This is a genomic window from Blautia sp. AM29-29 (assembly GCF_003480555.1).
GTDB lineage: Bacteria > Bacillota > Clostridia > Lachnospirales > Lachnospiraceae > Fusicatenibacter > Fusicatenibacter saccharivorans.
The window spans coordinates 67,871-93,687 of record NZ_QUJD01000017.1 but is presented as its reverse complement, the minus strand read 5'-3'; the positions used below and the strand labels follow the sequence as shown (position 1 = coordinate 93,687).

Annotated in this window: 27 protein-coding genes and 1 pseudogene; 1 reads left to right on the top strand and 27 read right to left on the bottom strand. The window is 47.0% G+C overall.

What is annotated here, in order from left to right; translation table 11 throughout:
• Positions 1 to 292: transposase (locus DW769_RS12765; RefSeq protein WP_147398860.1), on the top strand; the 292-nt coding region annotated here is incomplete at its 5' end.
• A 311-nt stretch (positions 293 to 603) separates the two neighbouring features.
• Here the strand turns inward: DW769_RS12765 and DW769_RS12760 are convergent.
• The 27 genes and pseudogenes from DW769_RS12760 to rplO all read right to left on the bottom strand — a co-directional run.
• Positions 604 to 747 (bottom strand): annotated as a pseudogene (locus DW769_RS12760) (transposase); the annotation flags it as partial.
• A gap of 64 nt (positions 748 to 811) precedes the next feature.
• Positions 812 to 2,887, bottom strand: coding sequence for an efflux RND transporter permease subunit (locus tag DW769_RS12755; protein WP_117761409.1), 2,076 nt, complete (start codon positions 2,885 to 2,887; stop codon positions 812 to 814).
• A 227-nt stretch (positions 2,888 to 3,114) separates the two neighbouring features.
• Entirely contained in the window at positions 3,115 to 3,993 is an 879-nt protein-coding gene (locus DW769_RS12750) for a NifB/NifX family molybdenum-iron cluster-binding protein (protein ID WP_118640540.1), read from the bottom strand.
• 27 nt (positions 3,994 to 4,020) lie between these two features.
• Entirely contained in the window at positions 4,021 to 5,265 is a 1,245-nt protein-coding gene (locus DW769_RS12745) for an aminopeptidase P N-terminal domain-containing protein (protein WP_117801372.1), read from the bottom strand.
• Between the two features lie 119 nt (positions 5,266 to 5,384).
• Positions 5,385 to 6,644 carry a S41 family peptidase gene (locus DW769_RS12740; RefSeq protein ID WP_243105456.1) on the bottom strand — a complete coding sequence of 420 codons (1,260 nt, stop codon included), beginning with the start codon at positions 6,642 to 6,644 and terminating at the stop codon, positions 5,385 to 5,387.
• Between the two features lie 83 nt (positions 6,645 to 6,727).
• Complete coding sequence (gene ftsX, locus DW769_RS12735; protein WP_022461639.1) at positions 6,728 to 7,642, bottom strand: permease-like cell division protein FtsX; 915 nt, start codon at positions 7,640 to 7,642, stop codon at positions 6,728 to 6,730.
• Complete coding sequence (gene ftsE / locus DW769_RS12730; protein ID WP_022461638.1) at positions 7,632 to 8,315, bottom strand: cell division ATP-binding protein FtsE; 684 nt, start codon at positions 8,313 to 8,315, stop codon at positions 7,632 to 7,634. The genes ftsX and ftsE overlap by 11 nt, the downstream gene beginning before the upstream one ends.
• A gap of 26 nt (positions 8,316 to 8,341) precedes the next feature.
• Positions 8,342 to 9,430, bottom strand: a complete 1,089-nt coding sequence (locus DW769_RS12725; RefSeq protein WP_117510479.1) for a PucR family transcriptional regulator — start codon at positions 9,428 to 9,430, stop codon at positions 8,342 to 8,344.
• A gap of 185 nt (positions 9,431 to 9,615) precedes the next feature.
• Positions 9,616 to 10,485: a YitT family protein gene (locus DW769_RS12720; protein WP_117510478.1), complete on the bottom strand. Its 870-nt coding sequence runs from the start codon at positions 10,483 to 10,485 to the stop codon at positions 9,616 to 9,618.
• 5 nt (positions 10,486 to 10,490) lie between these two features.
• Positions 10,491 to 11,177 carry a WecB/TagA/CpsF family glycosyltransferase gene (locus DW769_RS12715; protein ID WP_117761414.1) on the bottom strand — a complete coding sequence of 229 codons (687 nt, stop codon included), beginning with the start codon at positions 11,175 to 11,177 and terminating at the stop codon, positions 10,491 to 10,493.
• 205 nt (positions 11,178 to 11,382) lie between these two features.
• Complete coding sequence (locus DW769_RS12710; protein ID WP_118750452.1) at positions 11,383 to 13,497, bottom strand: glutamine synthetase III family protein; 2,115 nt, start codon at positions 13,495 to 13,497, stop codon at positions 11,383 to 11,385.
• Between the two features lie 414 nt (positions 13,498 to 13,911).
• A complete protein-coding gene (fba, locus tag DW769_RS12705) occupies positions 13,912 to 14,775 on the bottom strand; it encodes a class II fructose-1,6-bisphosphate aldolase (protein WP_118750451.1) in 864 nt (287 codons plus the stop codon).
• A gap of 182 nt (positions 14,776 to 14,957) precedes the next feature.
• Complete coding sequence (locus tag DW769_RS12700) at positions 14,958 to 15,857, bottom strand: diacylglycerol/lipid kinase family protein (protein WP_022461578.1); 900 nt, start codon at positions 15,855 to 15,857, stop codon at positions 14,958 to 14,960.
• 186 nt (positions 15,858 to 16,043) lie between these two features.
• Positions 16,044 to 16,580 (bottom strand): bL17 family ribosomal protein, encoded by a 537-nt coding sequence (locus tag DW769_RS12695; protein ID WP_022461577.1) that lies wholly within the window; start codon positions 16,578 to 16,580, stop codon positions 16,044 to 16,046.
• Positions 16,581 to 16,684: 104 nt separating this feature from the next.
• Positions 16,685 to 17,647, bottom strand: coding sequence for a DNA-directed RNA polymerase subunit alpha (locus DW769_RS12690; protein ID WP_022461576.1), 963 nt, complete (start codon positions 17,645 to 17,647; stop codon positions 16,685 to 16,687).
• 72 nt (positions 17,648 to 17,719) lie between these two features.
• Positions 17,720 to 18,313, bottom strand: a complete 594-nt coding sequence (rpsD, locus tag DW769_RS12685) for a 30S ribosomal protein S4 (protein ID WP_022461575.1) — start codon at positions 18,311 to 18,313, stop codon at positions 17,720 to 17,722.
• A gap of 16 nt (positions 18,314 to 18,329) precedes the next feature.
• Positions 18,330 to 18,722 carry a 30S ribosomal protein S11 gene (gene rpsK / locus DW769_RS12680; protein ID WP_022461574.1) on the bottom strand — a complete coding sequence of 131 codons (393 nt, stop codon included), beginning with the start codon at positions 18,720 to 18,722 and terminating at the stop codon, positions 18,330 to 18,332.
• 50 nt (positions 18,723 to 18,772) lie between these two features.
• Positions 18,773 to 19,141: a 30S ribosomal protein S13 gene (gene rpsM / locus DW769_RS12675; protein WP_022461573.1), complete on the bottom strand. Its 369-nt coding sequence runs from the start codon at positions 19,139 to 19,141 to the stop codon at positions 18,773 to 18,775.
• 295 nt (positions 19,142 to 19,436) lie between these two features.
• The gene (gene rpmJ, locus DW769_RS12670; protein WP_003022746.1) at positions 19,437 to 19,550 is read right to left on the bottom strand and encodes a 50S ribosomal protein L36; all 114 of its coding nucleotides are present in this window, start codon (positions 19,548 to 19,550) and stop codon (positions 19,437 to 19,439) included.
• Entirely contained in the window at positions 19,540 to 19,749 is a 210-nt protein-coding gene (locus DW769_RS16320) for a hypothetical protein (RefSeq protein WP_055266982.1), read from the bottom strand. The genes rpmJ and DW769_RS16320 overlap by 11 nt, the downstream gene beginning before the upstream one ends.
• 94 nt (positions 19,750 to 19,843) lie before the next feature.
• Complete coding sequence (locus DW769_RS12660) at positions 19,844 to 21,316, bottom strand: VanW family protein (protein WP_158579824.1); 1,473 nt, start codon at positions 21,314 to 21,316, stop codon at positions 19,844 to 19,846.
• A gap of 684 nt (positions 21,317 to 22,000) precedes the next feature.
• Entirely contained in the window at positions 22,001 to 22,219 is a 219-nt protein-coding gene (gene infA, locus DW769_RS12655; RefSeq protein ID WP_022461642.1) for a translation initiation factor IF-1, read from the bottom strand.
• A gap of 3 nt (positions 22,220 to 22,222) precedes the next feature.
• Positions 22,223 to 22,474 (bottom strand): KOW domain-containing RNA-binding protein, encoded by a 252-nt coding sequence (locus DW769_RS12650; protein WP_022461643.1) that lies wholly within the window; start codon positions 22,472 to 22,474, stop codon positions 22,223 to 22,225.
• Positions 22,471 to 23,241 (bottom strand): type I methionyl aminopeptidase, encoded by a 771-nt coding sequence (gene map, locus DW769_RS12645; protein ID WP_022461644.1) that lies wholly within the window; start codon positions 23,239 to 23,241, stop codon positions 22,471 to 22,473. The genes DW769_RS12650 and map overlap by 4 nt, the downstream gene beginning before the upstream one ends.
• A gap of 3 nt (positions 23,242 to 23,244) precedes the next feature.
• Positions 23,245 to 23,889, bottom strand: coding sequence for an adenylate kinase (locus DW769_RS12640; protein ID WP_022461645.1), 645 nt, complete (start codon positions 23,887 to 23,889; stop codon positions 23,245 to 23,247).
• Between the two features lie 167 nt (positions 23,890 to 24,056).
• A complete protein-coding gene (gene secY / locus DW769_RS12635) occupies positions 24,057 to 25,373 on the bottom strand; it encodes a preprotein translocase subunit SecY (RefSeq protein WP_118750449.1) in 1,317 nt (438 codons plus the stop codon).
• On the bottom strand, positions 25,373 to 25,813 hold the full coding sequence (gene rplO / locus DW769_RS12630) for a 50S ribosomal protein L15 (protein WP_022461647.1): 441 nt from the start codon (positions 25,811 to 25,813) through the stop codon (positions 25,373 to 25,375). The genes secY and rplO overlap by 1 nt, the downstream gene beginning before the upstream one ends.
• Between the last annotated feature and the right edge of the window lie 4 nt (positions 25,814 to 25,817).

The following is a 25,817-nucleotide window of genomic DNA, read 5'->3' as shown; positions in this document are numbered from 1 at the left end:
TACTGCATTCGCCGGAGTTGATCCTGGGGTAAACGAATCTGGTTCCTATGCCCAAAAAAGCGTCCCAACATCCAAACGTGGATCTTCAAATTTAAGAAAGACTCTTTTTCAAGTAATGGATGTTCTTATCAAAACCATGCCTCAGGATGATCCTGTATATCAATTCATGGACAGAAAACGCACCCAGGGTAAGCCTTACTATGTTTATATGACTGCAGGTGCTAATAAATTTCTCAGAATATACTATGGACGAGTGAAAGAATATCTTTCTGTTCTTCCTGATCCAAGCTAATTCAAAACTTTTACTTTCAGACCAGCACTGGTTGTGGTGGCCTTATTTTAATGCCTAATTTTTAACCTGTAAAGTTTTTTAACTTTCTTCAATTTTAGTATTGACTTTTTATTTGCAGGCTGAAGTAACGAGAATGCGACGCGCAGTTTTCAATAAACGCCAGGATATCATCCAGTGATCTGTCACTATGAGAATACGCTTCATAAAGAGTAGTTTTTATCTTTTCAGATTTTCCATATTATCCTTCTTCTTTTCCGGTATACTTCTTCCATTTGACACTCCCCACAGCAAGGGGTTTTACGACGCATTGGATAAGCAGCAAGCTTTCGGATCACGCCATTATCCCTTACAGAATAATGGATTGCATCGATGTGGAGAATAGGATAGACCTCGTCCAGTGGCCGGTTCTTCCAGTCTTCAATCCGTGGCAGAATCTTATCCGTCACATCAGAAATTTGAACGCAAAGCAAAAAAATTCCCCCGCACCAGCTACTTCCGGTACAGGGGATTTGTCATACTTTATTTTGTTTTCTTCTTTAAAAATCCAATCGATGTCTTACAGATCAGTTTATCGAAAATCATAAACATTGCCGGCAGAATCAGGATAACAACGACCATACTGATGATCGCGCCCCGCGCAAGCAGGGTACAGATGGAACCGATCATCTCAACCTGAGAGTAGCAGGCTACACCGAAGGTTGCGGCAAAGAAACTCAGGCCACTGCTGATGATGGACGGCATACTGGTCTTATGCGCAATACTGATAGCTTCTTTTTTGTCTTTTCCATTCTGGCGCTCTTTCTGATAACGGGTTGTCATCAGGATCGCGTAGTCCACGGTTGCACCGAGCTGAATCGCTCCGATTACGATGCTGGCCACGAATGGAAGACTGGTTCCCTGATAATACGGGATTGCCATATTCAGCATAATTGCAAACTCGATGACTGCTACCAGAATAATCGGCAGAGAAATCGATTTGAAGATCAGCAGAATGATAATAAAGATTGCACCAATGGAAAGCACGTTTACGTTGACAAGGTCAGCATCGGTAACATCCTGCAGGTCTTTCATCAACGGTGCTTCACCGATGACCATTCCATCTTTATCGTAGGATTTTACGATTTTGTCAATCGCTTTGACCTGTTCGTTTACTTCATCTGTTGCGGACTCATATTCAGAGCTCACAAATGCAAGCTCATACTCATCGCTCTGCAGCATGCTTCGGAGATTTTCCGGGATCATGGATTCCGGAATGGTCGGGCCGAGCAGGGAGCCCATGCTGATGGTTGATTTGACACCTTTTACCTTGCCGATCTCATCCATCATTTTCTTTTTCTGTTTGGAGTCCATATCGCGGTCCATCATGACGATGTGCATGTTGCTGACGTTGAACTGCGCTTTTACTTCATCGTTTGCCACGTTACAGTCCAGGGTAGATGGAAGGGAACGTGCGATGTTGTAATAAATCTGGGTATGATTGTTTCCGTAGATCGACGGGAACAGCAGAACCAGGAAGATCACAACCCATACTTTATAATGTTTGGTGATAAAGGCGGACGGTTTATCCAGGCTTTTTACCAGCGGTTTGTGTCTCGTTTTCTCAATTGCCTTGTCAAATACCAGAACCATGGCCGGCAGGACGGTGACACAGCAGACAACGCCGATCAAAACACCTTTTGCCATAACGATACCAAGGTCGCGGCCAAGGGCAAAGGTCATAACACACAGTGCCAGGAAACCGGCTACGGTGGTAACGGAGCTTCCGGCTACGGATTTGAACGTGTTGGCGATTGCATGGCCCATCGCACGCTCTTTGTCATCCGGGAAACGCTTTTTATTCTCCTCGAAACTGTTCAGCAGGAAGATGGAGTAGTCCATCGTAACACCAAGCTGCAGCACGGCGGTCAGCGCTTTTGTGATGTAGGAAGTCTCACCAAGGAACACGTTGCTTCCCAGGTTGTAAAGGATTGCAAGTCCGATACTTAACAGGAACAGGATCGGAACAACGAAGGAAGTCGATGTCAGCTCGATGACAACGAGGCTCAAAACTGCGGCGATGACAACGTAAACCGGCAGCTCTTTTAATGCTACGTTTTTGATATCGGTAACAACACCGGTCATACCGCCGATGAAGCACTGCTCGTTCGCAATTTTACGAAGATCCTCGATTGCCTCCATGGAGTCATCGGAAGAAGTCGTATTGTCGAACAGAACGAGCATCATGGTTGCATCCCCATTGTAGAATGCTTTCCGGAGTTTTTCCGGGATCATCTCAACCGGCACGCTGATGTCTGCCACATCGTCATACCATAAAACTTCTTTTACGTGGTTTACCTGCTCGAATTTTTCTTCGAGTTTCTGTACGTCCTTCATTTCCATGTTTTCCACGACAACCATAGAGAACGCACCCATGCCATATTCATCTACCAGAATGTCCTGTCCTTTTACAGTTTCCAGATGCTCCGGCAGATAGCTGAGCAGATCATAGTTTACTTTCGTTGCTGCCATTCCGATGACTGACGGAATAATCAGCAGAAATCCAATGATCAGCATCAGAATCCTGTGCTTGGCAATCCATTTGCCAACTTTAACCATTTTCATTCATCTCCTCTGATTCATTTTTAACTTGTTTTTCTAGTACCACATCTTACAACTTAAATGACTATTAGTCAATATTTGAAATGACAAAAAATGAATTTTGGTCATTTTTTGTTTACTTTTACAAAAAATAACGGAAATCGGAAATGGGAATCGTTGATTTTTCTGCGCATCAAAAAAGAGTGCCTGGCTCCTTCGCCCTGACACTCTTTTTATGCATTTTTTTATTTCACTTCAACCAGCTCAATCTCAAAATTCAGCTCTTTTCCAGCCATCTCATGGTTGGCATCAAACGTGATATTGGTCTCGTCTTTTGCGGTAACTTTTACCGGGAACGGCTGGCCGTACTGGTTCTGCAGATAAACCTGCTGTCCGACCTCTACTTCCTCTGCTCCCGGAAGCTGTGCGATCGCAACGGTGAAAATTGCGTTCGGATCCGGCATTCCGTAAGCCTCCTCCGGCATCAGATGGATGTTGACTTTTTCGCCGACTTCCATCTCTGCAACGGCTGCATCGAAGCCGCGGATCATCTGGCCCACACCGCAGATGAACTCGAGCGGTTCGCCGCGGTCGTAGGAAGAATCAAACTGGGTTCCATCGTTGAAGGTTCCTCTGTAGTGGGTACGGCAGGTTTTTCCGACATTCTTACCTTCCATAACCGGAGTCGGTGCACCGCATCCGCCGCCGCAGGTTCCGCAGGAACCGCCGCAGGAGCTCTCCTCTTCCTCATGGCTTCCGCAGTGGTCGCCGCAGGAATGGCCTTCCTCATGATCGTGGTGATCGCAGGTTGCACCTGCAGATGTGAGCGTTCCGTTTAAGTAAGCTTCCACCGCTGCATCCACATCTCCTTCCGCTCCGGAGCAGAGCTCTACGCCTGCCTCAGCAAGAGCTGCCTGTGCACCGCCGCCGATGCCGCCGCAGATCAGAACATCCACGCCCTGCTCGGAAAGAAGGCCTGCCAGTGCGCCGTGGCCGGTTCCGTTTGATCCGATCACTTCGCTGGAAACCACCTGATTGTCTTCTACTTCATAAACTTTAAAGTTCTCTGTTTTTCCAAAATGCTGGAAAATATTCCCGTTATCGTATGTAACTGCAATTTTCATCTAACTAAATCCTCCGTAGTTTTTTTCTTACGCCTCTTTTTCCTGCATAAAGGCTTCAATCTGGTCTGGATCACGCATCAGATTCTCGGAAAGAACCTCGCATCCGTCCTCTGTAATCAGGATATCATCCTCGATCCGGATTCCGATCTCCCACTCGTCAATATAAAGACCCGGCTCATCGGTGATGATGGCACCTGGACGCAGCTTGTCGTTCCATGCCGCGGTCACATCGTGTACATCGATGCCGAGGTGATGGGAAACGCCGTGCATGTAATAGGTTCCGACATCCTCTTTCTTCTCGATCAGGCCAAGTTTCACACAGCCCTCGCCGAGAACATCCTTTGCGATATCGTCGAGCTCTTTTAATGTCATACCCGGTTTTGCTGCTTTTGCAACGGCGCGGTTTGCTGCCAGAACAACGTCGTAAACCTGTCTCTGACGTTCCGTATATTTTCCGTTGACTGGATACGTTCTGGTGATATCTGCGCAGTAGCCCTGGAATTTTGCTCCGAGGTCCATCAGAAGCAGGGTCTCATCCTCGCACACGTCACGGTTGGTGTCGTAGTGCAGCATCGTTCCGTTTGCACCGCTTCCTGCGATCGTCGGGAATGCGGTTCCGTCTGCTCCCTCGTGGAAAATCTTGTACTCGAAATCAGCCTGTGCCTGATACTCGGTGCAGCCCGGTTTCAGGTTTTTCATTACAAATTTCAGCGCATCATCCGTGATTTTGATTGCCTGGCGGACAAGTGCGATCTCATCCGCATCCTTCTGCATACGCAGTGCCGCGATGACAGGCGCAATGTCTTTGATCGGTCTGCCCGGGAATTTCTTTGCGAACTCCTCTGCCTTTACCATGTTGTAATCCGGCAGATCCTCGACCTGATAGCGGTAGCAGTCGAAATACAGGGTTCCGATGTCCTCGCGTGCCATCAGACGGTTTACCACGCCCTCAAAGGAATCCAGGAAACGAACGTCATCGATTCCGGTGATCTCCTGTGCCTCGGATACGGTTACTTTTCTTCCAAACCATCTCTCCTGGTTCAGATCCGCTTCCTCGATAAACAGAATGGATTTCTCCTCTTTTGCGGTCTTTTTCATCATCAGGATCATGTGATCTCTGCGAAGGCCGGTCAGATAGAAAAAGTTGCGGTTTGCTTCAAACGGCAGATATTCGTCTGCGCTGACATGCAGCTCGATTCCGGAAAACAAAAGCAGTGCGGAATCCTGGTCCATTTTATCAAAAACCTGTTTTCTTCTTTCTGTAAAGTTCATCTGTCTTTCCTCACTTTCTTTTAGAGCCTGCCAAGATCTGTTTTCGGCTCCTCTACTAAGATAACACGTTCGTGCTTTTTTTCCTACCTTTTTCCTGCTTTTCTGTGAAAATTCTTATTTTATTCCGCACTTTCCAGTCCTTTGACAACTTCCAACGCTTTTTCGAGCTGCACATCGCTCGTCGCGTCATCCGGCAGCTCCACCTCGACATCCGGCGTAATGCCGACCTTGTGGATGTCGTTTCCGAGCGGCGTGTAATAATGGGCAATCGTCAGTTTCACCACGCTGCCGTCCGAGAGCTGGAATGTATTCTGGACAATGCCTTTTCCGAATGTCGTCGTTCCGACAATCGTTCCGATGCCGTAATCTTTGACTGCTCCCGTGAAGATTTCTGCCGCACTTGCCGTATTTTCATTAACCAGCACGACGAGTGGAATCGAGATCGGGGTATCGCCGTCGCAGGTATACTCTTCCCGTTTTCCATTTTTATCCTCGGTATACACGATGAGTCCCTCCGGCAGGATCTGGCGCAGGGTGTCGCAGACTGCCGTCACAAGGCCGCCCGGATTGCCGCGCAGGTCGATGATCAGGCGCTCCATGCCCTGATCCTGCAGTGACTGGTATGCTTTCTGGAACTGCTCGGAGGTAAGCCCTGTAAACTCGCTGATGGCCAGATAGCCGATCTTGTCGTCCAGCATTTTACCGTCTGCCACAATCGCAGCAAGCTTCTCTTTTGTGACTTCCGTTTCAATCAGATCCGCCTCGCCCTCCCGCTCGATGGAAAGCGTCACGGTGTCGTTCTCGCTGTTTTTCAGAAGACCGACCGCATCGTTGAGGCTTAAGCCTTCGAGTGTCTGCCCGTCAATCTTTACAATGCGGTCATCCGCCTGAATGCCCGCCTTTGCCGCCGGGGTATCGTCCTGTACGCCGGTGACCTGCAGCTTATCGCCGTCCAGCGTCACCGTAACACCGATGCCCTGATAGTAACCCTCCTGCGCTGTCTTGATCGCTTCGTATTCCTCTTTCGTGTAATACGTAGAATACTTGTCGCCGAGGCCGCTGATCAGCCCTTTATACATCGCATTCGACAGCTCTGTGTCATCCACATCGCCCGCGTAAAGCTGGCTGATCATCGCTTTGATCGCCGCCGTCTTCCGCCACGACCAGAAGCCGCCGGGGTGGTCCGCACTGCTTCCCGGCCAAAGAAACGTTGTTCCGACAAGCACGATCATTACAATCGCCAGCATGGAAATCATGCCCGCAAAGTAGCTCTTCCGCATCTCATTTTTTCGGTTTTTCTTTCTGTTTCTGCGCTTTTTCGGTTTTTCCTGCTCTGCCGCTTTTACGCCCTCTTTTTCTTCCTTCATCAGTTCTTCCAAAATATGCCTCCCAATCGAAAGATCCCGGAATCTTTTGACGGATTCCGGGACTTATTTTTACTTCATTATATTGTCTAATCCTATCAGACTTTCAAGTGTTTTCGAATCGTAAAGATACTGCCGACAAGACCGATTCCCATACCGAGAATGAGTCCGACCGGAAGCAGAATCCGGAAGACGGCCGATACCGGCATGAATGCCATAAAGTTCGACAGTACGCTGAACTCCGTCATAACGTAGCTGATGACTCTGTTGTATACAACGTACAGCAGCCCCAGCGGAATCGCTGCTCCGACAAGACCGATCAGGATACCCTCGATCAGGAACGGAGCCCTTACAAACAGGTTCGTCGCACCGATCAGCTTCATGATACCGATCTCCTCTTTCCGGACCGAAATACCGATCGTGACGGTATTGCTGATCAGGAAAACAGATACGGCAAGAAGAATCAGGATGATCGCGATGGAAACGTAGCCAATGACACGGTTCATCGTCGTCAACGTTGTTGTTGCGCCCTCGGCCTGTTTAACCTCACGGACACCGTCCAGCGAGCGGATATACTCAGCCAGTGCATCCTGCGTCTCTACCTGGTATACGTAAACCTCGTAGTGAGCAGAAGTTGCGAGCGGGTTGTCGTTTGGCTTAAAGCCGTCCTTGTATTCCTCTTTTCCTTCGAAATACTGTTTTGCAAAGTTTTCCCACGTCTCATCCGCGGAAACATACTTACATTCCTTGACCACATCGGTCTTGGCCTTGATCTCCGTTCCGATCTCATCGATCGTCGCCTGATCCACATCTTCGTTGAAGAAGACGGTCATGGATACGTCTGTCTCGGCATTTTTTACGATGTAGTTAAAGTTGATGACAACCGCAAAGAAGATACCGAACAGAAAGATACAGGCTCCCATGGTTGCGATGGATGCCAGCGAGAACATCTTGTTTCTCCAGATGTTTTTGACACCCTGTTTGATGCTGTAGCCCAGTGTACTAAACCTCATGGTACTCGCCCTCCTTCTCATCGCTGACTACCACGCCTTTTCGCATGGTAATAACGCGTTTTTTCATGGAGTTGACGATCTCACGGTTGTGGGTTACCACAAGAACGGTCGTTCCTCTGTTGTTGATTTCCTCCAGGAGCTTCATAATCTCCATGGAGTTTCCCGGGTCCAGGTTTCCGGTCGGCTCGTCCGCCAGAAGAATGTCAGGCCGGTTGACAATGGCTCTTGCCACGGCAACTCGCTGCTGCTCTCCTCCGGAAAGCTCCTTCGGGAAGGATTTGTACTTCTCTGCCAGTCCGACCAGCGTCAGGACTTCCGGCACGCGCTTTTTGATGACGCGGTTCGGTTTCTCGATGACACGCTGTGCGAATGCTACGTTTTCATAGACATTCCGGTCTTTTAAAAGGCGGAAATCCTGGAATACGACGCCGACACCGCGGCGGTATTTCGGCACTCTCCAGCGTTTCATTTTATTTAAGATCTGTCCGTTTACCTTAATGGTACCGGATGTGGGCTCGAGTTCTTTCAAAAGGAGCTTGATCAGCGTCGATTTTCCAGAACCGCTGTTTCCCACGATAAAGACGAATTCCCCCTTCTCGATGTGTAAGGATACGTTGTTGACGGCCGGCTGGCCTTTCGCGTAACTCTTACTTACACTATCCAATGTTATCATGCAATTCCTCCTTCAAGGGTTCTCGCTTAATAATCGAGCGTTTCCATGTATTTCATGTACTGCACAACCATAAGCGCAATCTTGAATGTGATCGCATCTTCAAAAACTCTAAGATCGAGTCCCGTGCTCTTCTGCAGCTTATCCAGCCGATAGACAAGGGTATTTCGGTGTATATAAAGCTGTCTCGAGGTTTCCGAGACATTCAGAGAATTTTCAAAGAATTTATTGATCGTTGTCAGTGTCTCCTCATCAAAGTCATCCGGCGATTTGTTGCCGAAAATTTCTTTGATGAACATTTTGCACAGTGGGATCGGAAGCTGGTAAATCAGACGGCCGATGCCCAGTGAGCTGTATGCATAGATATCATTCTCAGCGGAGAAAATTTTTCCGACGTCCATCGCCATTCTGGCTTCTTTATAGGAACGCGATACTTCTTTGATCTCCTTGACAATGGTACCGTAAGCAACGTGGGTTTTCCCCTCCTCATCTCTTCCTGCTGCTTCCAGAATGGTGGCTGCCACTTTGTTCATCTGGGCATAATCCTCACCTGGAGCAAGTTCTTTTACGATGATGATGTTTTTCTCATCAACTGCAGTGATAAAGTCACCGGATTTGGTACCGAGCAGACTCTTGACGCTCTCGAGCGCCCCGCTGTTTTTATCCGGATTTGTCTCAAGAATAAATACAAGGCGGCGTGCTTCCACTTCAATATGTAACTTCTTCGCCCTGTTGTAGATGTCGACCAGCAGCAGGTTGTCGAGCAGCAGATTCTTGATAAAGTTGTCTTTATCGAAGCGCTCCTTGTAGGCGGTAAGGAGGCCCTGAATCTGGAAGGTAACCATTTTCCCGATCAGGTGAATGTCATCGTTTCCGCCTTTTACAACCAGAATGTACTCCAGCTGGTGTTCATCGTATACTTTAAAAAACTGATAGTTTTTCATGGTCTGGGAATCTGCCTGAGACTGCGCAAACGTTACAATATCATTCTGGCTGATCTCAACCTCCGGAAACGTCGTTACCAGAACTTTTCCTTCTACATCAGTCACGCAGAGTTCGACACGCGAAATATTTTTGATTCCCTCAATGGTACTCTGTAAAATCTGATTTGAAATCATATTTTCTTCCCTCTTTCATCCTATAGTTTGTCTCCGGCTGCACCCGCTTTCATTGCCAGGCATATCCACACCCCTATGGTTCTGCGCCTGATGCAAAGTACCTCACAGATATACTTATTTTAATACAAAATAGACAAAAAAGGAAGAGAAAACACAACATTTATACCACAAAATACGTAAAAAGGTCAGGAGAAATCCGTCTGGAAGCCCTCTCCTAAGACCTCTCTTGCATCCGACACAACGACAAACGCGTCCGGATCGATCGTTCCTACGATCTGTTTGAGCTGCGGGATCTGTTTTTTGCCCACAACACAGAATACCATCATACGCTCTTCGCCCGTGTACATTCCCTTGATGTGGATGCCGGACGCGCCGCGGTCGAGTTCTTTCATGAGCTCATCGGCTACCTGCTCCGGATGCGCGGTAATGATAAACGCGGATTTCGCATAATTCATACCTTCCATCAGGGCATCCGTCATTTTCGTCGTCACGTAGATTGCCACGATCGCATAGAGCGAAGCGTGGATACCGAAGACAAAAATACCGGCGATGACGATGATTCCATCAAGCACCTGCATAACCTGTGCAACGGAATAGTGGCGCAGCTTTCTCTGGATCAGAGCCGCCATCATATCCGTTCCGCCCGTCGTACCGTTTCCGATGAAGACGAGGCCGATGCCTGCTCCCATCAGAACGCCGCCGAACAGTGCGGAAAGCATCCTGTCATCCGGCACCAGCTGCAGCACCGGGAGAACGGCAATCCAGAACGTATTCATCAGGGTTCCGAAGATGGTTTTCACCAGAAAATCGCGGCTCATACGGATTCCGAACAGAAAGAGCGGAATGTTCAGCACAAGGTTCGTCACCCAGAGCGGAACTCCTTTTCCGAACAGCATCTGGCTCAGTTGTTTGATGACGATTGCAAGACCGGAAAATCCTCCGGTAACAAGCCCCGCCGGGTCGTAAATCGAGCTGGTCGCAACCGCCATGACCGCGGTTCCCAGCGTAATCAGCAGATAATCTCTCCACTGCTGTTTGTTCCGTATCCAGTTCATGAACTTCAACCGTCCTTTTCGCTGTTATATTTTGTTACCATCCACTTGAACGTATTCTTCTTTAGCAGAGTTCCCCACCAGCTCGTTTTTATACCGGCCTCGTTCTGCAGTGTTGAGTGTTCGCCAAGGCTCAGCCAGATTTTCGCGCTGATTTTGCTGCTGTTTTCCAGAACGAAACGATCCTGCCGCGTTCCTGCAAGGCCGCTCACAATCACGTCCGTCGTCTGGCTGTTGATCTCGTTGACCAGGCTGTCAAACGCGGATTCCTCCAGCGTCTCGACAACAGCACCGCCTCCGATCTCAATGCCGGGATACGTTTCTGTCAGATATTTCTGCAGTGTCTGCAGTTCTTCTTCAGTGTCGCCCAGTACGAAAATCCGGCTTTTCTTCTGAATCAGTCCCCAGAAAAAACGGGCGATGAACTCGTTCGTCTCCACTTCCTCATAGGACGGCGTCTCCGGGTCGATTCCTGCTGCCTCCAGCACTTCGGTTTCCCCGATGACCGTCAGATCCAGATCTTCGATATACTGTTTCCACGTCGGTTCCTTGCTCGCCTGCATCAGCATCTGCATCGTAACAATCCCGATGGTATTCAGCTTATCGTTCGAGAGGTATTCCTCTGCAATCTCCATTGCCGCATCGACGCGGTAATGTTTCAGCTTCACACCTAAAATTTCCAGTTCTGCATTCATTGTTCTGTATACTTCTGTTTTCCTTCGAAATCCAGAAGCGTTTCCTCCATGTTTTCCTGCCGTTTCTTCCGGCAGCGCTGTCCGCCCTTTTCTTCTGGCAACAGCTAATCCTCATTATACTAAAAAAAGAGGCTGTTGTCAAAAACAGCCTCTTTTTCTGCCCTGTTTTCACAGAATTTTTACAATTTATCGGACCGTCTGCGGATTAAACCTCAAACATCAGATCGCCGTAAGACGGCATCGGCCACATCTCTTTGTCTACGATCATCTCCAGTTTGTCAACCGGTGCACGGAGTGCCTCCATAGCCGGAGTAACTTTCTCGTAGTAGTATTTTGCTTTTGCTTCACCGTCTTCCATCTCGCATCCTGCATTCTCGATTGCGATCAGCTCGTCGAGTGCTTTCTGGGTTTCCTCCAGCAGCTCGCTTGTCTCGTTCAGCAGATTCTTCTGCACACCAACTGCTGTAACACCTGCTGCGGTGATGGTGTTGATAGATCCAGCCAGGGAAGTCGCATATTTGATGACTGCCGGGATGATCTGTTTGCTTGCCATGTCGATCATGGTCTTTGCTTCGATGTTGATGGTCTTTGCATAGTTCTCGAATTTAACTTCTGCACGGGATACCAGCTCTGCCTCGGTGAATACTTTGAAATCGCCGAACAGTTTGATTGCGGTATCAGTGGTCAGTGCCGGGATTGCGTACACCATGGATTTGATGTTCGGAAGTCCTCTTCTCTCTGCCTCAGCTAACCACTCATCTGCATATCCGTCGCCATTGAAGATGATTCTCTGATGCTCACTTAAGTTCTTCTTGATCAGATCATGGACAGCGTCCTCGAAGTTTTCAGCGCCTTCCAGTACATCGCATGCATCGCGGAATGCTTCTGCAACGATGGTGTTCAGTACGATGTTCGGAGCTGCAACGGAGTCACGGGAACCAACCATACGGAACTCGAATTTGTTTCCGGTGAAAGCAAACGGTGAGGTTCTGTTACGGTCGGTAGCATCTTTCTTGAGATCCGGAAGTGTCTTAACACCAGTCTCCAGAACGCCCTCTTTTTTGCTCTTTGTTGCATTTCCGGTGCTGATGAGCTGCTCTACAACATCCTCCAGCTGCTCTCCAAGGAATACAGAAATAATAGCTGGCGGCGCCTCGTTAGCTCCCAGTCTGTGATCGTTTCCCGGATCGGCTGCGGACTCACGAAGCAGATCTGCGTGAACATCAACGGCTTTCAGAACGCAGCTTAATACGAGCAGGAACTGAATGTTCTCGTGCGGTGTTTTGCCCGGCTCAAGAAGGTTGATGCCGTCATCTGTGGTGATGGACCAGTTGTCGTGTTTACCGGAACCGTTGACACCTGCGAACGGTTTCTCATGCAGCAGGCATTTCAGTCCGTGCTGGCATGCAACTCTCTTTAAAGTCTGCATAACGAGCTGGTTGTTGTCAACTGCTACGTTTGCCTCGGAATAAATGGAAGCCAGCTCGTGCTGTGCCGGTGCAACCTCATTGTGCTGTGTCTTTGCTGTAACACCCATCTTCCACAGCTCAATGTTGACATCCTTCATAAAGGAAGCAATTCTCTGACGGATGGTTCCGAAATAGTGATCGTCCATCTCCTGTCCTTTTGGAGGCATTGCGCCAAACAGGGTACGTCCGGTGTAGATCAGGTCTTTTCTCTGCAGGAATTTCTCTGCATCTACCAGGAAGTATTCCTGCTCCGGTCCTACGGAAGGAGTTACTTTCTTGGAAGTGGTGTTTCCGAACAGTTTTAACAGACGCAGGGACTGTACATTCAGAGCTTCCATGGAACGAAGAAGCGGTGTTTTCTGGTCAAGCGCCTCTCCTGTGTAGGAGCAGAATGCAGTCGGAATGCAGAGGGTTGCGCCTGCTGCGTCCTGACGAACGAAAGCCGGTGAGGTGCAGTCCCATGCTGTATATCCTCTTGCCTCAAAGGTAGCACGCAGTCCACCGGACGGGAAAGAAGATGCATCCGGCTCGCCTTTGATCAGCTCTTTACCGGAGAAGCTCATCAGTACTTTGCCGTTCGGCATCGGTGCTGTGATAAAAGAATCGTGCTTTTCTGCAGTTGCACCGGTCAGCGGCTGGAACCAGTGTGTATAGTGTGTTGCTCCTTTTTCAATTGCCCATTCTTTCATCTCATGTGCAATCGTATCTGCAGTAGCAAGATCCAGCTCACCGCCTTCTTCGATGATCTTTTTCAGCTTCTTGTAAACATTTTTTGGAAGACGTTCCTGCATTACAGTGTCATTGAATACATTTTCGCCAAAAATTTTGGCTGGATTTACATATTCTCCCATTTTCTTTCTTCCTTTCCATTTGTGAATTTTGCGATGCGACCTTCCCGCCGGACTCTAAAAAGGTCCTGATACAAGAAAAAGGGGTTCTCAAAAAGCAGCTAAGGAAAGCTAAGTTTTTGTAGAACGCCCTTGTTTTACATTCGCATATGGATTTGATTTCCAACTGATACTAAAATAACTCAAAAACTTAAAAAACGCAAGTGCTTTTTTGAACTCAGTCCCTTTTTCGTATTATTTTACAAAACTTTCCTAATTCAGGCGAAAAAATTAGCGGATTCGATGAAAGCTTTCGCGGCAGTCGTCAAGGTCTCGTGCAAGCACGGACTTCGACTCGTTGCTCGCGAAAAAAAATACTGTGCGGACCCTGAGGAGGAAGTCCCCCAGGAATCCTGCACAGCATTTTCGTGCTTAAACTCAGGCTTTGTTTGCAGAACCGAACAGTTCGATTTTTTCTCTTACAGTAGCTTTGATAGCTTCTGCGCCAGGAGCAAGGAGTTTACGAGGATCGAATCCTTTACCCTGCTGATCTTTGCCCTCTTCGATGTATTTACGTGTAGCTGCTGCGAATGCAAGCTGGCACTCTGTATTTACATTGATTTTGGAAACGCCAAGGTCAATGGCTTTCTTGATCATGTCATCCGGGATACCTGTACCACCGTGAAGAACGAGCGGCATAGTTCCTGTCAGCTCCTGTACAGCTGCCAGAGTCTCAAAGCTCAGTCCCTGCCAGTTAGCCGGGTATACACCGTGGATATTGCCGATACCTGCTGCAAGCATATCTACACCGAGGTCTGCAATCATCTTGCACTCGTTCGGATCAGCGCACTCGCCCATGCCGATAACGCCGTCTTCTTCTCCACCGATAGAACCAACTTCTGCTTCCAGAGACATTCCTTTCTCTTTGCAGACAGCTACCAGTTCTTTTGTTTTTGCAACGTTCTCTTCGATCGGATAATGAGATCCGTCAAACATGATGGATGAGAAACCTGCTTCGATACATTTGTAGCATCCTTCGTAGGTTCCGTGATCCAGATGCAGAGCAACCGGAACAGTGATGTTCAGCTCTTCGATCATAGCTTTTACCATAGCAGCTACGGTCTTGAAGCCTGTCATGTATTTTCCTGCACCCTCGGATACACCAAGGATAACTGGAGAATTCATCTCCTGTGCGGTAAGAAGGATGGATTTTGTCCACTCCAGGTTGTTGATGTTAAACTGACCAACTGCATAATGGCCGGCTTTTGCTTTGTCCAACATTTCTTTTGCTGATACTAACATAGCTCAAATGACCTCCTGTGTCTGTAATTGTGCCGCGTGCCCTTTTAGAACAGACCGCCGCATACTTGTTACTTTCATAACTAGTTTTATTATACAACATCTTTCTGCAAATGCCAAATGGTTTTCGTGGCGAAATCCATTTTTTTGCACTTTTTTGTGAAAAACTTATCAAAAAGCCGTGCCTACTTATTGTTCAGAACCAGTTCCATGGCATGTTTGCGCGCTTCGATGCAGACATAGCCGTGATCTCCGCCGTATTCGCCGTCCAGAGTCCAGGAAATCTCCTGGTTGGACTCGATGATGATGCGGTCGGTCTTGAACGAATCGATGAGGTCTGTGTGATCCTCCTGCATCAGCAGGGACGCAATGATCTCATTCAGTTCCAGCGGGTTTTTCGGGCGTTTGATCAGGGTTACCTCGAAGAGTCCGTCATCCAGGCGTACATCCTGTCCCGGCAGGTTTTTGAAGCCGCCGACGGACTTGGCATTCGTCACCATACCGTAGATATACTCTCCCTCAAAGGTTTCCCCGTTTGCCTCGACTTTAATCCAGTACGTCGGCACATTCCAGATCCGTTTGGATCCCTCCAGCAGGTATGCCAGATGGCCGAGAATGTTTTTCATGTGCTGGTCTGTCTCATAGGAAACATCCGTGAAAAGGCCGAATGCAGCGATGTAGACAAAGCTGTCGTTGTTGAACGCTCCCACATCACAGGAATACAGGTTTCCCTCGATGATATCCTTTGCCGCCTGTACCATATCTTTCGAAATAGAAAGACTGTTTGCAAAGTCATTGGTGCTTCCGGCCGGAATATAACCGATCGGAACGCGCTGATCCACTTCCATCAGACCGCTGACAACTTCATCCAGTGTTCCGTCGCCCCCGCTGCAGACAACGAGATCCACCTGCGGCGCAAGCTCCTTTGTCTTTTCGAAACCATCTCCGACTGCCTGCGTCGGGTGGACAATGACTTCATATCCGCCTTTTACAAAAACATCGATAATTTCAAACAGTTTACTTTTAATCTGTGCTTTTCCGGAAAACGGATTAAAAATAAACAACATTTTTTTCTTGCTCTCCATGCAAATGCTCTCCTTTGTATCCCATTTTAGCTGTTCTGTATTCTGTATTGTACCTTATTCGCAAAGCAGATGCAACCCCGTACATTGCCACAATTTCGCAATTGTGTCATATAAAATATGATATACAACAAAACAGGAGCCACCTACTAAGAGGCAGCCCCTGCGGATTTCAAAACTATTTACAGATTAAACCAGCTCGATTACAACTTCCATAGCTGCATCACCTTTACGCGGTCCGATCTTGATGATACGGGTATATCCGCCGTTACGGTCTGCATATTTCGGAGCGATCTCATCGAACATTTTCTGTGGCATATCGATGGACTTGGTGTTTTTCTTGCGTCCTGCTGCTTCGGTCGGAACCTCTGTTACAGGATAGAAGAAGCTTGCCATCTGACGTCTAGCGTGAAGTCTGGACGGAAGATCTTTTTTGATCTCTTTCTGAACTTCATCGTATACGGTAACTTTTTTGCCGTCTTTTACTTCTTTCACACGTTTGCCATCAGCATCTTTGCGAGCTACTTTAGCAGTAACGGTAACGGTCTCAAAGTTATCTTTCTCTTTTACAGCCAGTGCGATCATGCTTTCAGCGATCTTACGGATCTCTTTTGCTTTGGTCTCAGTGGTAACGATTTTTCCGTGATACAGAAGGTTGGTTACCTGGTTTCTTAATAATGCTTTTCTCTGGTCAGATGTTCTGCCAAGTTTTCTATATTTTGCCATTTTAAATTTTCCTCCATTTGTGGAACCCACAAGTCATGCTGCCTCGGACTTACTGACAGGGGGTTTTCGTCTACAAATCAAACGGAAAGATAAATCGCTGTGATTTATTCTCCGTCCCCAGGACTCAGTGACAGTCCCAGTTCTTTCAGCTTTGCAAGTACCTCTTCCAGAGACTTGCGGCCCAGGTTACGAACCTTCATCATGTCTTCGGAAGTTTTGTTGCACAGCTCTTCTACGGTATTGATACCGGCACGTTTCAAGCAGTTATAGGAACGCACGGAAAGCTCAAGCTCGTCGATGTTCATCTCCAGAACTTTCTCTTTCTCATTGTCCTCTTTCTCGATCATAACTTCTGCTGTCTTCGCATTCTCAGACAGATCGATGAAGAGTTTCAGATGCTCGCTTAAAACCTTAGCTGCCAGGCTGACTGCCTCGTCCGGATCCAGTGTTCCTCTGGTGTAAACATCCAGTGTCAGTTTATCGTAATCGGTAATCTGACCTACACGGGTGTTCTCCACTTTGAGGTTTACACGCTCAACCGGTGTATAGATAGCATCCACAGCGAGAACGCCGATCGGCATGTCATCGCTCTTGCCTTTGTCAGCACTGATATAACCGCGGCCTTTTGTGATCGTCAGCTCCATGTACAGCTTGCTGTCCGGGCCGCCGTTCAGGGTTGCGATTACCTGATCCGGATTCATGATCTCAATATCCTGATCTACCTGAATATCGGATGCTCTTACAACTCCCTCGCCCTCGAACTCAATATAAGCAACTTTTGCTTCGTTGGTTTCGCTGTTATTGCGGATTGCAAGGCTCTTCAGGTTCATGATGATTTCTGTAACGTCTTCTTTTACTCCAGGGATGGAGCTGAATTCATGAAGAACGCCCTCGATTTTAACCTGGCTTACTGCTGCTCCAGGGAGGGAAGAAAGCATAATTCTGCGAAGAGAATTACCTAATGTGATACCGTAGCCTCTTTCCAGAGGTTCAACCACAAATCTGCCGTACTTCTTGTCATCAGAAATCTCAGTAATTTCAATTTTCGGTTTGTTAAAATCAAACACTCGAAAGCCCCTCCTTTTAAATTGGTTGGCCCATTACTCATGGGAATAAAGCCTTCCGCGTATGGCGATTCTTTATTTAGAATACAGCTCGACGATCTGCACTTCGTCAACCGGAACATCGATCATTTCGCGGGTAGGACGCTCTTTTACAACACCTTTGAGTGCCTCAAGATCAGCCTCGATCCATTCCGGAGTCAGACGGCCGCCTGTAACCTCTACGATGTCTTTATATCTCTGAGAGGATTTTTTACCCTCTTTGATTTCGATGGTATCACCAGCGCTTACAAGGTAAGACGGGATATTTACCTGTTTGCCGTTAACCAGAACGTGTTTGTGGTCAACGATCTGACGTGCTTCTTTTCTGGTTCTAGCCATTCCCATACGGAACAGAACGTTGTCCAGACGGAGCTCAAGAAGGATCATCAGGTTCTCACCAGTCTGTCCTTCCATTCTGTCAGCCTTTTTGTAATAGTTAACAAAAGGTTTCTCCAGAACGCCGTAGATGAATTTTGCTTTCTGTTTTTCTCTTAACTGAAGACCATACTCAGACATTTTTCTGTTTGCTCTTTTCAGCTGTCTTGTGGACTTCTTATCAATTCCAAGATATACAGGATCCATTCCGAGGGATCTGCATCTTTTCAGGACTGGTACTCTATTTACTGCCATGTTCTTAACCTCCTAATCAGACTCTTCTACGTTTTGGTGGGCGGCATCCGTTGTGCGGAACCGGTGTTACGTCGCGGATGCTTGTAACTTCAAGACCGCATGCCTGAAGGGCACGGATTGCAGCTTCACGACCTGATCCTGGTCCTTTTACCATAACGTCAACAGTCTTTAAGCCATGAACCAGCGCTGCTTTGGTAGCAGTTTCTGCAGCCATCTGAGCTGCGTATGGAGTAGATTTTCTTGAACCTCTAAATCCCAGACCGCCGGCACTTGCCCAAGAAAGAGCATTTCCTTCTGCATCAGTCAGTGTTACGATTGTATTATTGAAGGAAGACTGGATATGTGCCTGTCCGTGTTCAACGTTTTTTCTGACACGACGTTTTGTCGTTTTCTTTGTCACTTTTGCCATTTTAAAACTAACCTACACTTTCTTAATCTTATATTGGACTACTGGTTAAATTATTTCTTCTTATTTGCAACAGTTCTCTTAGGACCTTTGCGGGTTCTTGCGTTGGTCTTTGTTTTCTGACCACGAACCGGAAGGCCTTTACGATGACGGATACCTCTGTAGCATCCGATCTCCTGCAGACGTTTGATGTTCATAGCGATTTCTCTACGAAGATCTCCTTCTACAACCTGACTCTCATCGATAACTGCGCTGAGTCTCTTTACTTCATCGTCTGTCAAATCTCTGCAGCGTGTGTCCGGATTTACTCCAGCTTCTTTTAAGATACGATCTGCACTTGTTCTACCGATTCCGTAGATATAGGTCAGACCAATCTCAACACGTTTGTCTCTTGGTAAGTCTACACCAGCTATACGAGCCATGTACTTTGTCCTCCATTTTTCTAAAACATTAATATTTTCCTAATTGGGATACAGGTATGCGTGTATCCAGCCGTGTTCGCACGACCTTTCTCCTTCTGCCACCTGACAGATCGGAGTATTAAGCAATATTATAAGGGATGTCTGCGCTCCGCGCGTCCACCCGCCGGAGGTGTCCTGGCTGCAACTTGCCAGGTGTCTCACTTTATAATATTAACAGCAGAACAACGCATTCACGCGCGTCCTCGCTGCAGCCGCACTTAAAATCTGCACAATTACGATCAAGCCTAATGACGGATTAGCCCTGGCGCTGTTTGTGCTTTGGATTCTCACAAATGATTCTGATGCTACCTTTTCTTTTGATAACTTTGCATTTCTCGCAGATCGGTTTTACAGAAGATCTAACCTTCATGATGAATCCTCCTTTCTTTGCTCCTAGCGCCCCGTGTAGGGGAATTTTCTGTTGTAAACTTTTGGAATGCGTTTTCTTTTTGTGGGTTAGAAAAAAGTCCACGCGCAAAAGTTCGTTTTATAGTATAGCATTTTGTTCCCGGAAATGCAAGAAATTTTTTACATATTTTTTCATTTTTTTTTGCTCTTTTTCTGTGCATTTTTTCATCTCTCCCACCGGTAAGAAAAAAACAGGTGGGACAGATTTCTCTTCTCTGTCCCGCCTGTTTTTTACAGGTAACATCTTTTTTTGCATCATGATCCTGAGTTCAGCGGTTTGTATTTGCTTGCGCATACGGATTCTGATTTTACTACATTTCCGCTTGCATCTTTATAATCACGATACGTTACATTACTCATCTCATCGATCTGCTCTACCCTTGGCTCAATGGTATAGTCGTTTTCTTTTGTTCCGAGAATTTTTACGGTCAGTGTATCACTGCTGTCCATATTCATCACAATTTTCACCGGATACTTATGATTATTTTCAAATTTGAAATCCGGTGAATCCCAGAATACGGTTGCATCCATTCCTGACGGCACATAATGTACCGGCATCGAATGGTTGGCTCTTTCCAACACATCAAGGTCTGTATACAAAATAGCGGAAAACAGTGTGGAAGACACCTGGCATTCGCCTCCTCCAAGTACCTGGACGACTTTGCCATCCTGATAGCCTGCTGCCTCCTGGTATCCTTTTTCCGCCGTTGTATCACCTACGACACCATTAAAAGAGAAGGTTTCTCCCGGCAGAACGATCTGTCCGTTGCAGATAGATGCCGTAAGTCCGACGTTGTGAATTCTTCCGCTCGTTCCACCTGCTGCGCTGGAGCTGTAACTTCCAAGCGTGTCTTTAAACAGATTTGCGTTCATCTTCTCGGTTGTAATCTCCGGCTCGGTAAAGGTAAACGGAATCGTGATATCCGTATTTTCTTCTGCACTCTCATACTCGGCTTTCGCACTGTCCGCATCCATTGAGGTTCCGTTTTTCGATGCCACAACGGAATATCCGTTGTCCGGATCCAGCGTCGCATTGACGGGATCGGTATAAATCTGGCTTGCAATTCCGGCAAAATCCGGCTCCGTCAGCTGATTTTCTGCCGTCGGGCAGGAAATTACATCCTGGAAATTCATTGCTGTCACATTCGTCTGGATCTGCTGTTTTAAAGCATCCACATCCGGTCTGGTTCCGGAAATGCCTTTATGCACGATCAGGCCGGTATCTGTTACTTCATATGTAGTATCCTGCATGGAGTTGTAATCCTGAATGCCGGATGCCTGTACAATTCCTTCCACCTCATCTGGATGGGCCACAGTCGGCTGCACATCATAGGAAAGTTTCTCTGCCTTTCCCCGTTTCATCTCGACCCACTCCAGACCGCGAACCAGAAGATTTCCATGGCCTTTTTCATATGCTTTTTCAATTTCTGCGGAAGCATCCATCCCCAGCATTGGAAATACGTTCATCGTATACTGCTGACCATCCAGCTCAACGGTAACAGCTGTATCTTTATAATCTTCTTCAAACTTCTGTTCCACTGTCTGTGCAGCTTCTTTTTTGCTCATTCCCTGAATGTTTACTCCGTTAATAGAAGCATCTGCCCAGATTTTGTCATCCTCGATGATCAGACAGAAGATTCCATATGCAGCGGCAAGTAAAACAATCACTGCAATTACGCAGAGTGCTGCAACAAGGCCTTTTTTCTTTTTCTTTCCCATTTTTGTCATTGCACATTTTCCTTTCCTGTTATCTGTAAGGAGCAGCGATGCCATTGCTGCAGATCCGAATTATTTTTCAGACTGCAGCCTGCTGTTTCATAAAATGTTTCCTTGATTTCTGCCGGTGCATGGATTTTACCACACCGCCCAGGAGACCCTTCCCGGTAAAATTTCCCCGTAAAGTTTCTCTATTGCATTGTATCACATTATTTTGAGAATTCAACCAAATATTTCAACTTCACACAGAATTCACGAACATATATTCTTCTGTCGCTTTCGAGCCCTCATCTGTCATTTTCACGGTTTTCCGGCCGCTCTTTTCTCCTGTCTTTTCACTTTTTCTTTTTTTTCTGACGGTTTAAAAATTTTGTTTCAAAAGTGCACAAATTCTCCGGGTTTTTACAAAAAGTTTTCATAAAATTTTATACTTTTTTCATTGCTTTTTCTATTAAAATATTGCATAATACATCTGGAAGGTTTCAAAAGGGACTGAAAAGAAATTCAGATGCCCGCCGCCGCGGATGCTGCAGGGTTTGCAGACTGGTGCTTGCTTTGTGGCTGTCAGAAATCTGAAGGCCGGTGATCGAAATCTTTGTTCTGTAGAACGGTTACTGTTATTGGGGATGAATACAGAGAAACACATACAGAGAAAAAGCCATCCGGCATGCCGGATGGCTTTTTTTATCGTATTTCTTATTTATCTCTCCAGATAATACGTCCCTTGTCCAGATCGTATGGGGACAGCTCGATGGTTACTTTGTCTCCCGGAAGAATACGGATAAAGTTCATACGCAGCTTTCCGCTGATATGAGCCAGTACAACGTGTTTATTTTCCAGTTCTACTTTAAACATTGCGTTTGGTAATTTCTCGAGGACAGTTCCCTCTACCTCAATTACATCTGCCTTAGACATTGATTAATCCTCCTTCAACTCTTTGCAACTTTTTTCTTTTAATGCCTTACGGATATCTTCATCACGAACCGCATCCGTCATTTCGTAATCCGGCTGTACGTGAATCAGCTTCTTCTTTTTCGGCCGGTTGGCGGTACGGATTTTTCCGTCCACCAGGAATACGTATGGCTCCTGTACATCCGAAATCACATACAGCTTTCCTTTATCGTGGCCGGCCAGGCTTCTGGCAAACATTCCTTTCACAATCGGTTTCATAAATCCTCCTCCGTATGCGAAAGTGTCAGAATTTCCGGTTCTCCCTCCGTAATCAGAATCGTGTTCTCATAATGTGCGGCAAGAGAGCCGTCTTCTGTCACAACGGTCCAGTCATCATCCAGCCATCTGACTGCATAGCCTCCGGCTGTGATCATCGGCTCGATGGCGAGCGTCATGCCAGGCTGCAGACGGACGCCGCGGCTTGGCTGTGCGAAGTTCGGCACTGCCGGATCTTCGTGCAGGTGCGTTCCGATGCCGTGGCCTACCAGGTCGCGGACAACGCCGTAGCCGAAGCTCTCTGCGTATGCACCGATCGCCGCCGAAATCTCATGAAGATGATGGCCTGCTTTTGCGTATTTGATTCCTTCAAAAAAGGCCTGGCGTGTTACTTCCACCAGTTTTCTTGCCTCCGGCGAGATCTCACCGACCGCGTGTGTGCGGGCTGCGTCGGAATGGTATCCTTCATAGATAAGTCCCGCATCCAGGCTGACAATGTCGCCCTCTTTCAGAATCCGTTTTTTACTTGGGATTCCGTGAACCACTTCTTCGTTCACAGAAACGCAGATCGAAGCCGGATACCCATTATAGTTTAAAAAGTTGGGAGTGCATCCGAAGCTGCGGATCATCTCTTCTCCGAGCTTGTTGATTTCCCAGGTTGACATTCCCGGATGGATGGCGCGGCCTAATTCATCGTGTACCTTCTCCAGCAGTTCACCGGCACGGCGCATTTTTTCAATTTCCCGGGCAGTTTTAATTGATATGGACATCCTTTACGCTCCTAAAATCTTTACTATATCCTGAAATACCACGTTGATATCCTGGGTTCCGTCAACTTCCACCAGAACATTGGCTTTCTTATAGTAGTCAATCAGAGGCTGTGTCTGAGCATGGTATACAGACAGTCTCTTCTGTACGGTCTCAGGTTTATCGTCATCACGAAGAACCAGCTCGCCGCCGCAGGTATCGCATACATCTTCTACCTTTGGTGCGTTAAATTCTACATGATACGTTGCTCCGCATCCGATGCAGGCACGGCGTCCGCCCATACGGTGAACGATATTTTCATCCGGTACTTCTACATTGATTGCGTAGTCAATTTTCTCTCCGCGTGCTTCCAGGGCTTTGGTCAGTGCCTCTGCCTGCGGAATCGTTCTTGGGAAGCCATCCAGCACGTAGCCCTTTGCTGCGTCCGGTTTGGAAATACGGTCTACAACAAGATCGCAGGTCAGCTCGTCCGGAACGAGTTCTCCCTTGTCCATGAATGCTTTCGCTTTCTTTCCAAGCTCGGTTCCCTCTTTGATATTTGCGCGGAAGATATCGCCGGTTGAAATATGAGGAATCTCATATTTTGCAGCGATCTGTTTTGCCTGCGTACCTTTTCCGGCACCAGGTGCCCCCAACATAATAATTTTCATGCGCTTTTCCTCCCATGTTTGAATTTGCAGCAATCCGCTGCGTGTAATTTACCCTATTATACCATAAAGTAAACCACAATAGCAAAAATTTTCTCTGTTAAAGCCTCTTTAAAAGCGCTTTAAACAAAAGAAAGGGCCTGTCTTATCCAGACAGTCCCTCTTATGCCTTAATCGTTTAAGAATCCTTTGTAATTGCGTACCAGCATCATGGATTCAATCTGTTTTAAGGTTTCCAGAATTACGCTGGCAATAATGATCAGAGAAGTACCTCCAAAGGATACATTCGCTTTGAAAAATCCATTAAAGAAAAATGGAATCACTGCAACAATGGTAAGACCTGCTGCACCGATAAAAATAATATAGCTGAGCAGATTGTTCAGATAATCTACCGTGGATTTACCCGGGCGGATGCCTGGGATAAAGCCGCCCTGTTTTTTCATGTTATCTGCAACTTCCATCGGGTTGAAGGTGATGGAGGTATAGAAATAAGCGAAGAAAATAACAAGGACAATGTAGAGAATCAGGCCCAGCGAAGCAACTGGATTGGTTTTGTCAAACCAGTTGTTGGAATTCAGCATCTTGATAAGCGCTCCGCCGATACCTTTGATATCCGACTTTCCGACAAACGACAGGATAATCGATGGGAAAGACATGATGGATGATGCAAAGATGATCGGGATAACGCCCGCTGTATTTACCTTCAGCGGAATATTGGATGACTGTCCGCCAACCATTTTTCTTCCGGCCATTTTCTTGGAATACTGTACCGGAATTCTTCTCTCAGCGCCATTCAGGATCAGTACCAGCACAACAACAGCGATGATCACAACAGCGATGATAATCCACATCAGCAGACCACGCGCGATGGTTTTGCCTTTTACGAAGGTTTCGTAAAGGGTTACCATATCCTGCGGGATTCTGGAAAGGATGTTGATTAACAGGACCATAGAAATACCATTTCCAACGCCCTTGTCGTTGATCTGTTCTCCCACCCACATAAGGAAGGCAGAACCGGCTGTCAGAGCTGCCACTACAACAATCACATTAACTGCGTTAAAAGTGGTGAGGAGTCCCTGGCGTCCAAAGCCTACTGCCATGGCAACAGACTCAAACAATGCAAGACCTACTGTCACATAACGAGTAATCGCAGTCATTTTCTTTCTTCCCTCTTCGCCGTCACGCTGCATTTCCTCAAGTCGTGGAATTGCAATGGTGAGCAGCTGAATAATGATGGAAGAAGTAATGTACGGTGTAATACTCAGAGCAAAGATGGAGAAACGGTCGAAACCGCCGCCCGTGAATGCATTCAGGAAGCTGAATGCCTCATTCGTATTATTTGCAAAATAATTCGCAAAAAAGCTTGTATTGACACCCGGTACAGGCATCTGAGAGCCTAACCGGATGACAACAAGCATCATAAGCACATAAAATATTTTGCGACGAACATCTTTGACCTTAAATGCATTGATAAAGGTCTTAAACATTAGATCACCTCGACTGTTCCACCTGCCGCTTCAATTTTTGCCTTTGCGCTCTCACTGAAAGCATTTGCTTTTACAGTGAGTTTTTTGGTGACTTCACCGTTTCCAAGGATTTTTACGCCATCTCTCGGATTGGAAACAAGACCAGTCTCAATCATAGTTTCTACGGTTACAACAGCTCCGTCCTCATAACGATTCAGAGCATCTACATTGATTCCAACGATTTCCTTGGAGTTTCTGTTTTTGAAACCTCTCTTCGGAAGACGTCTGTATAAAGGCATCTGACCACCTTCAAATCCCGGTCTCGGTGCTCCGGAACGTGCTTTCTGTCCTTTGTGGCCTTTACCTGCTGTTTTACCATTTCCTGAACCATGTCCACGGCCTCTGCGGAAGTTATCGTTCTGTCTGGAACCTTCAGCCGGCTGTAAATTAGATAAGTCCATTACG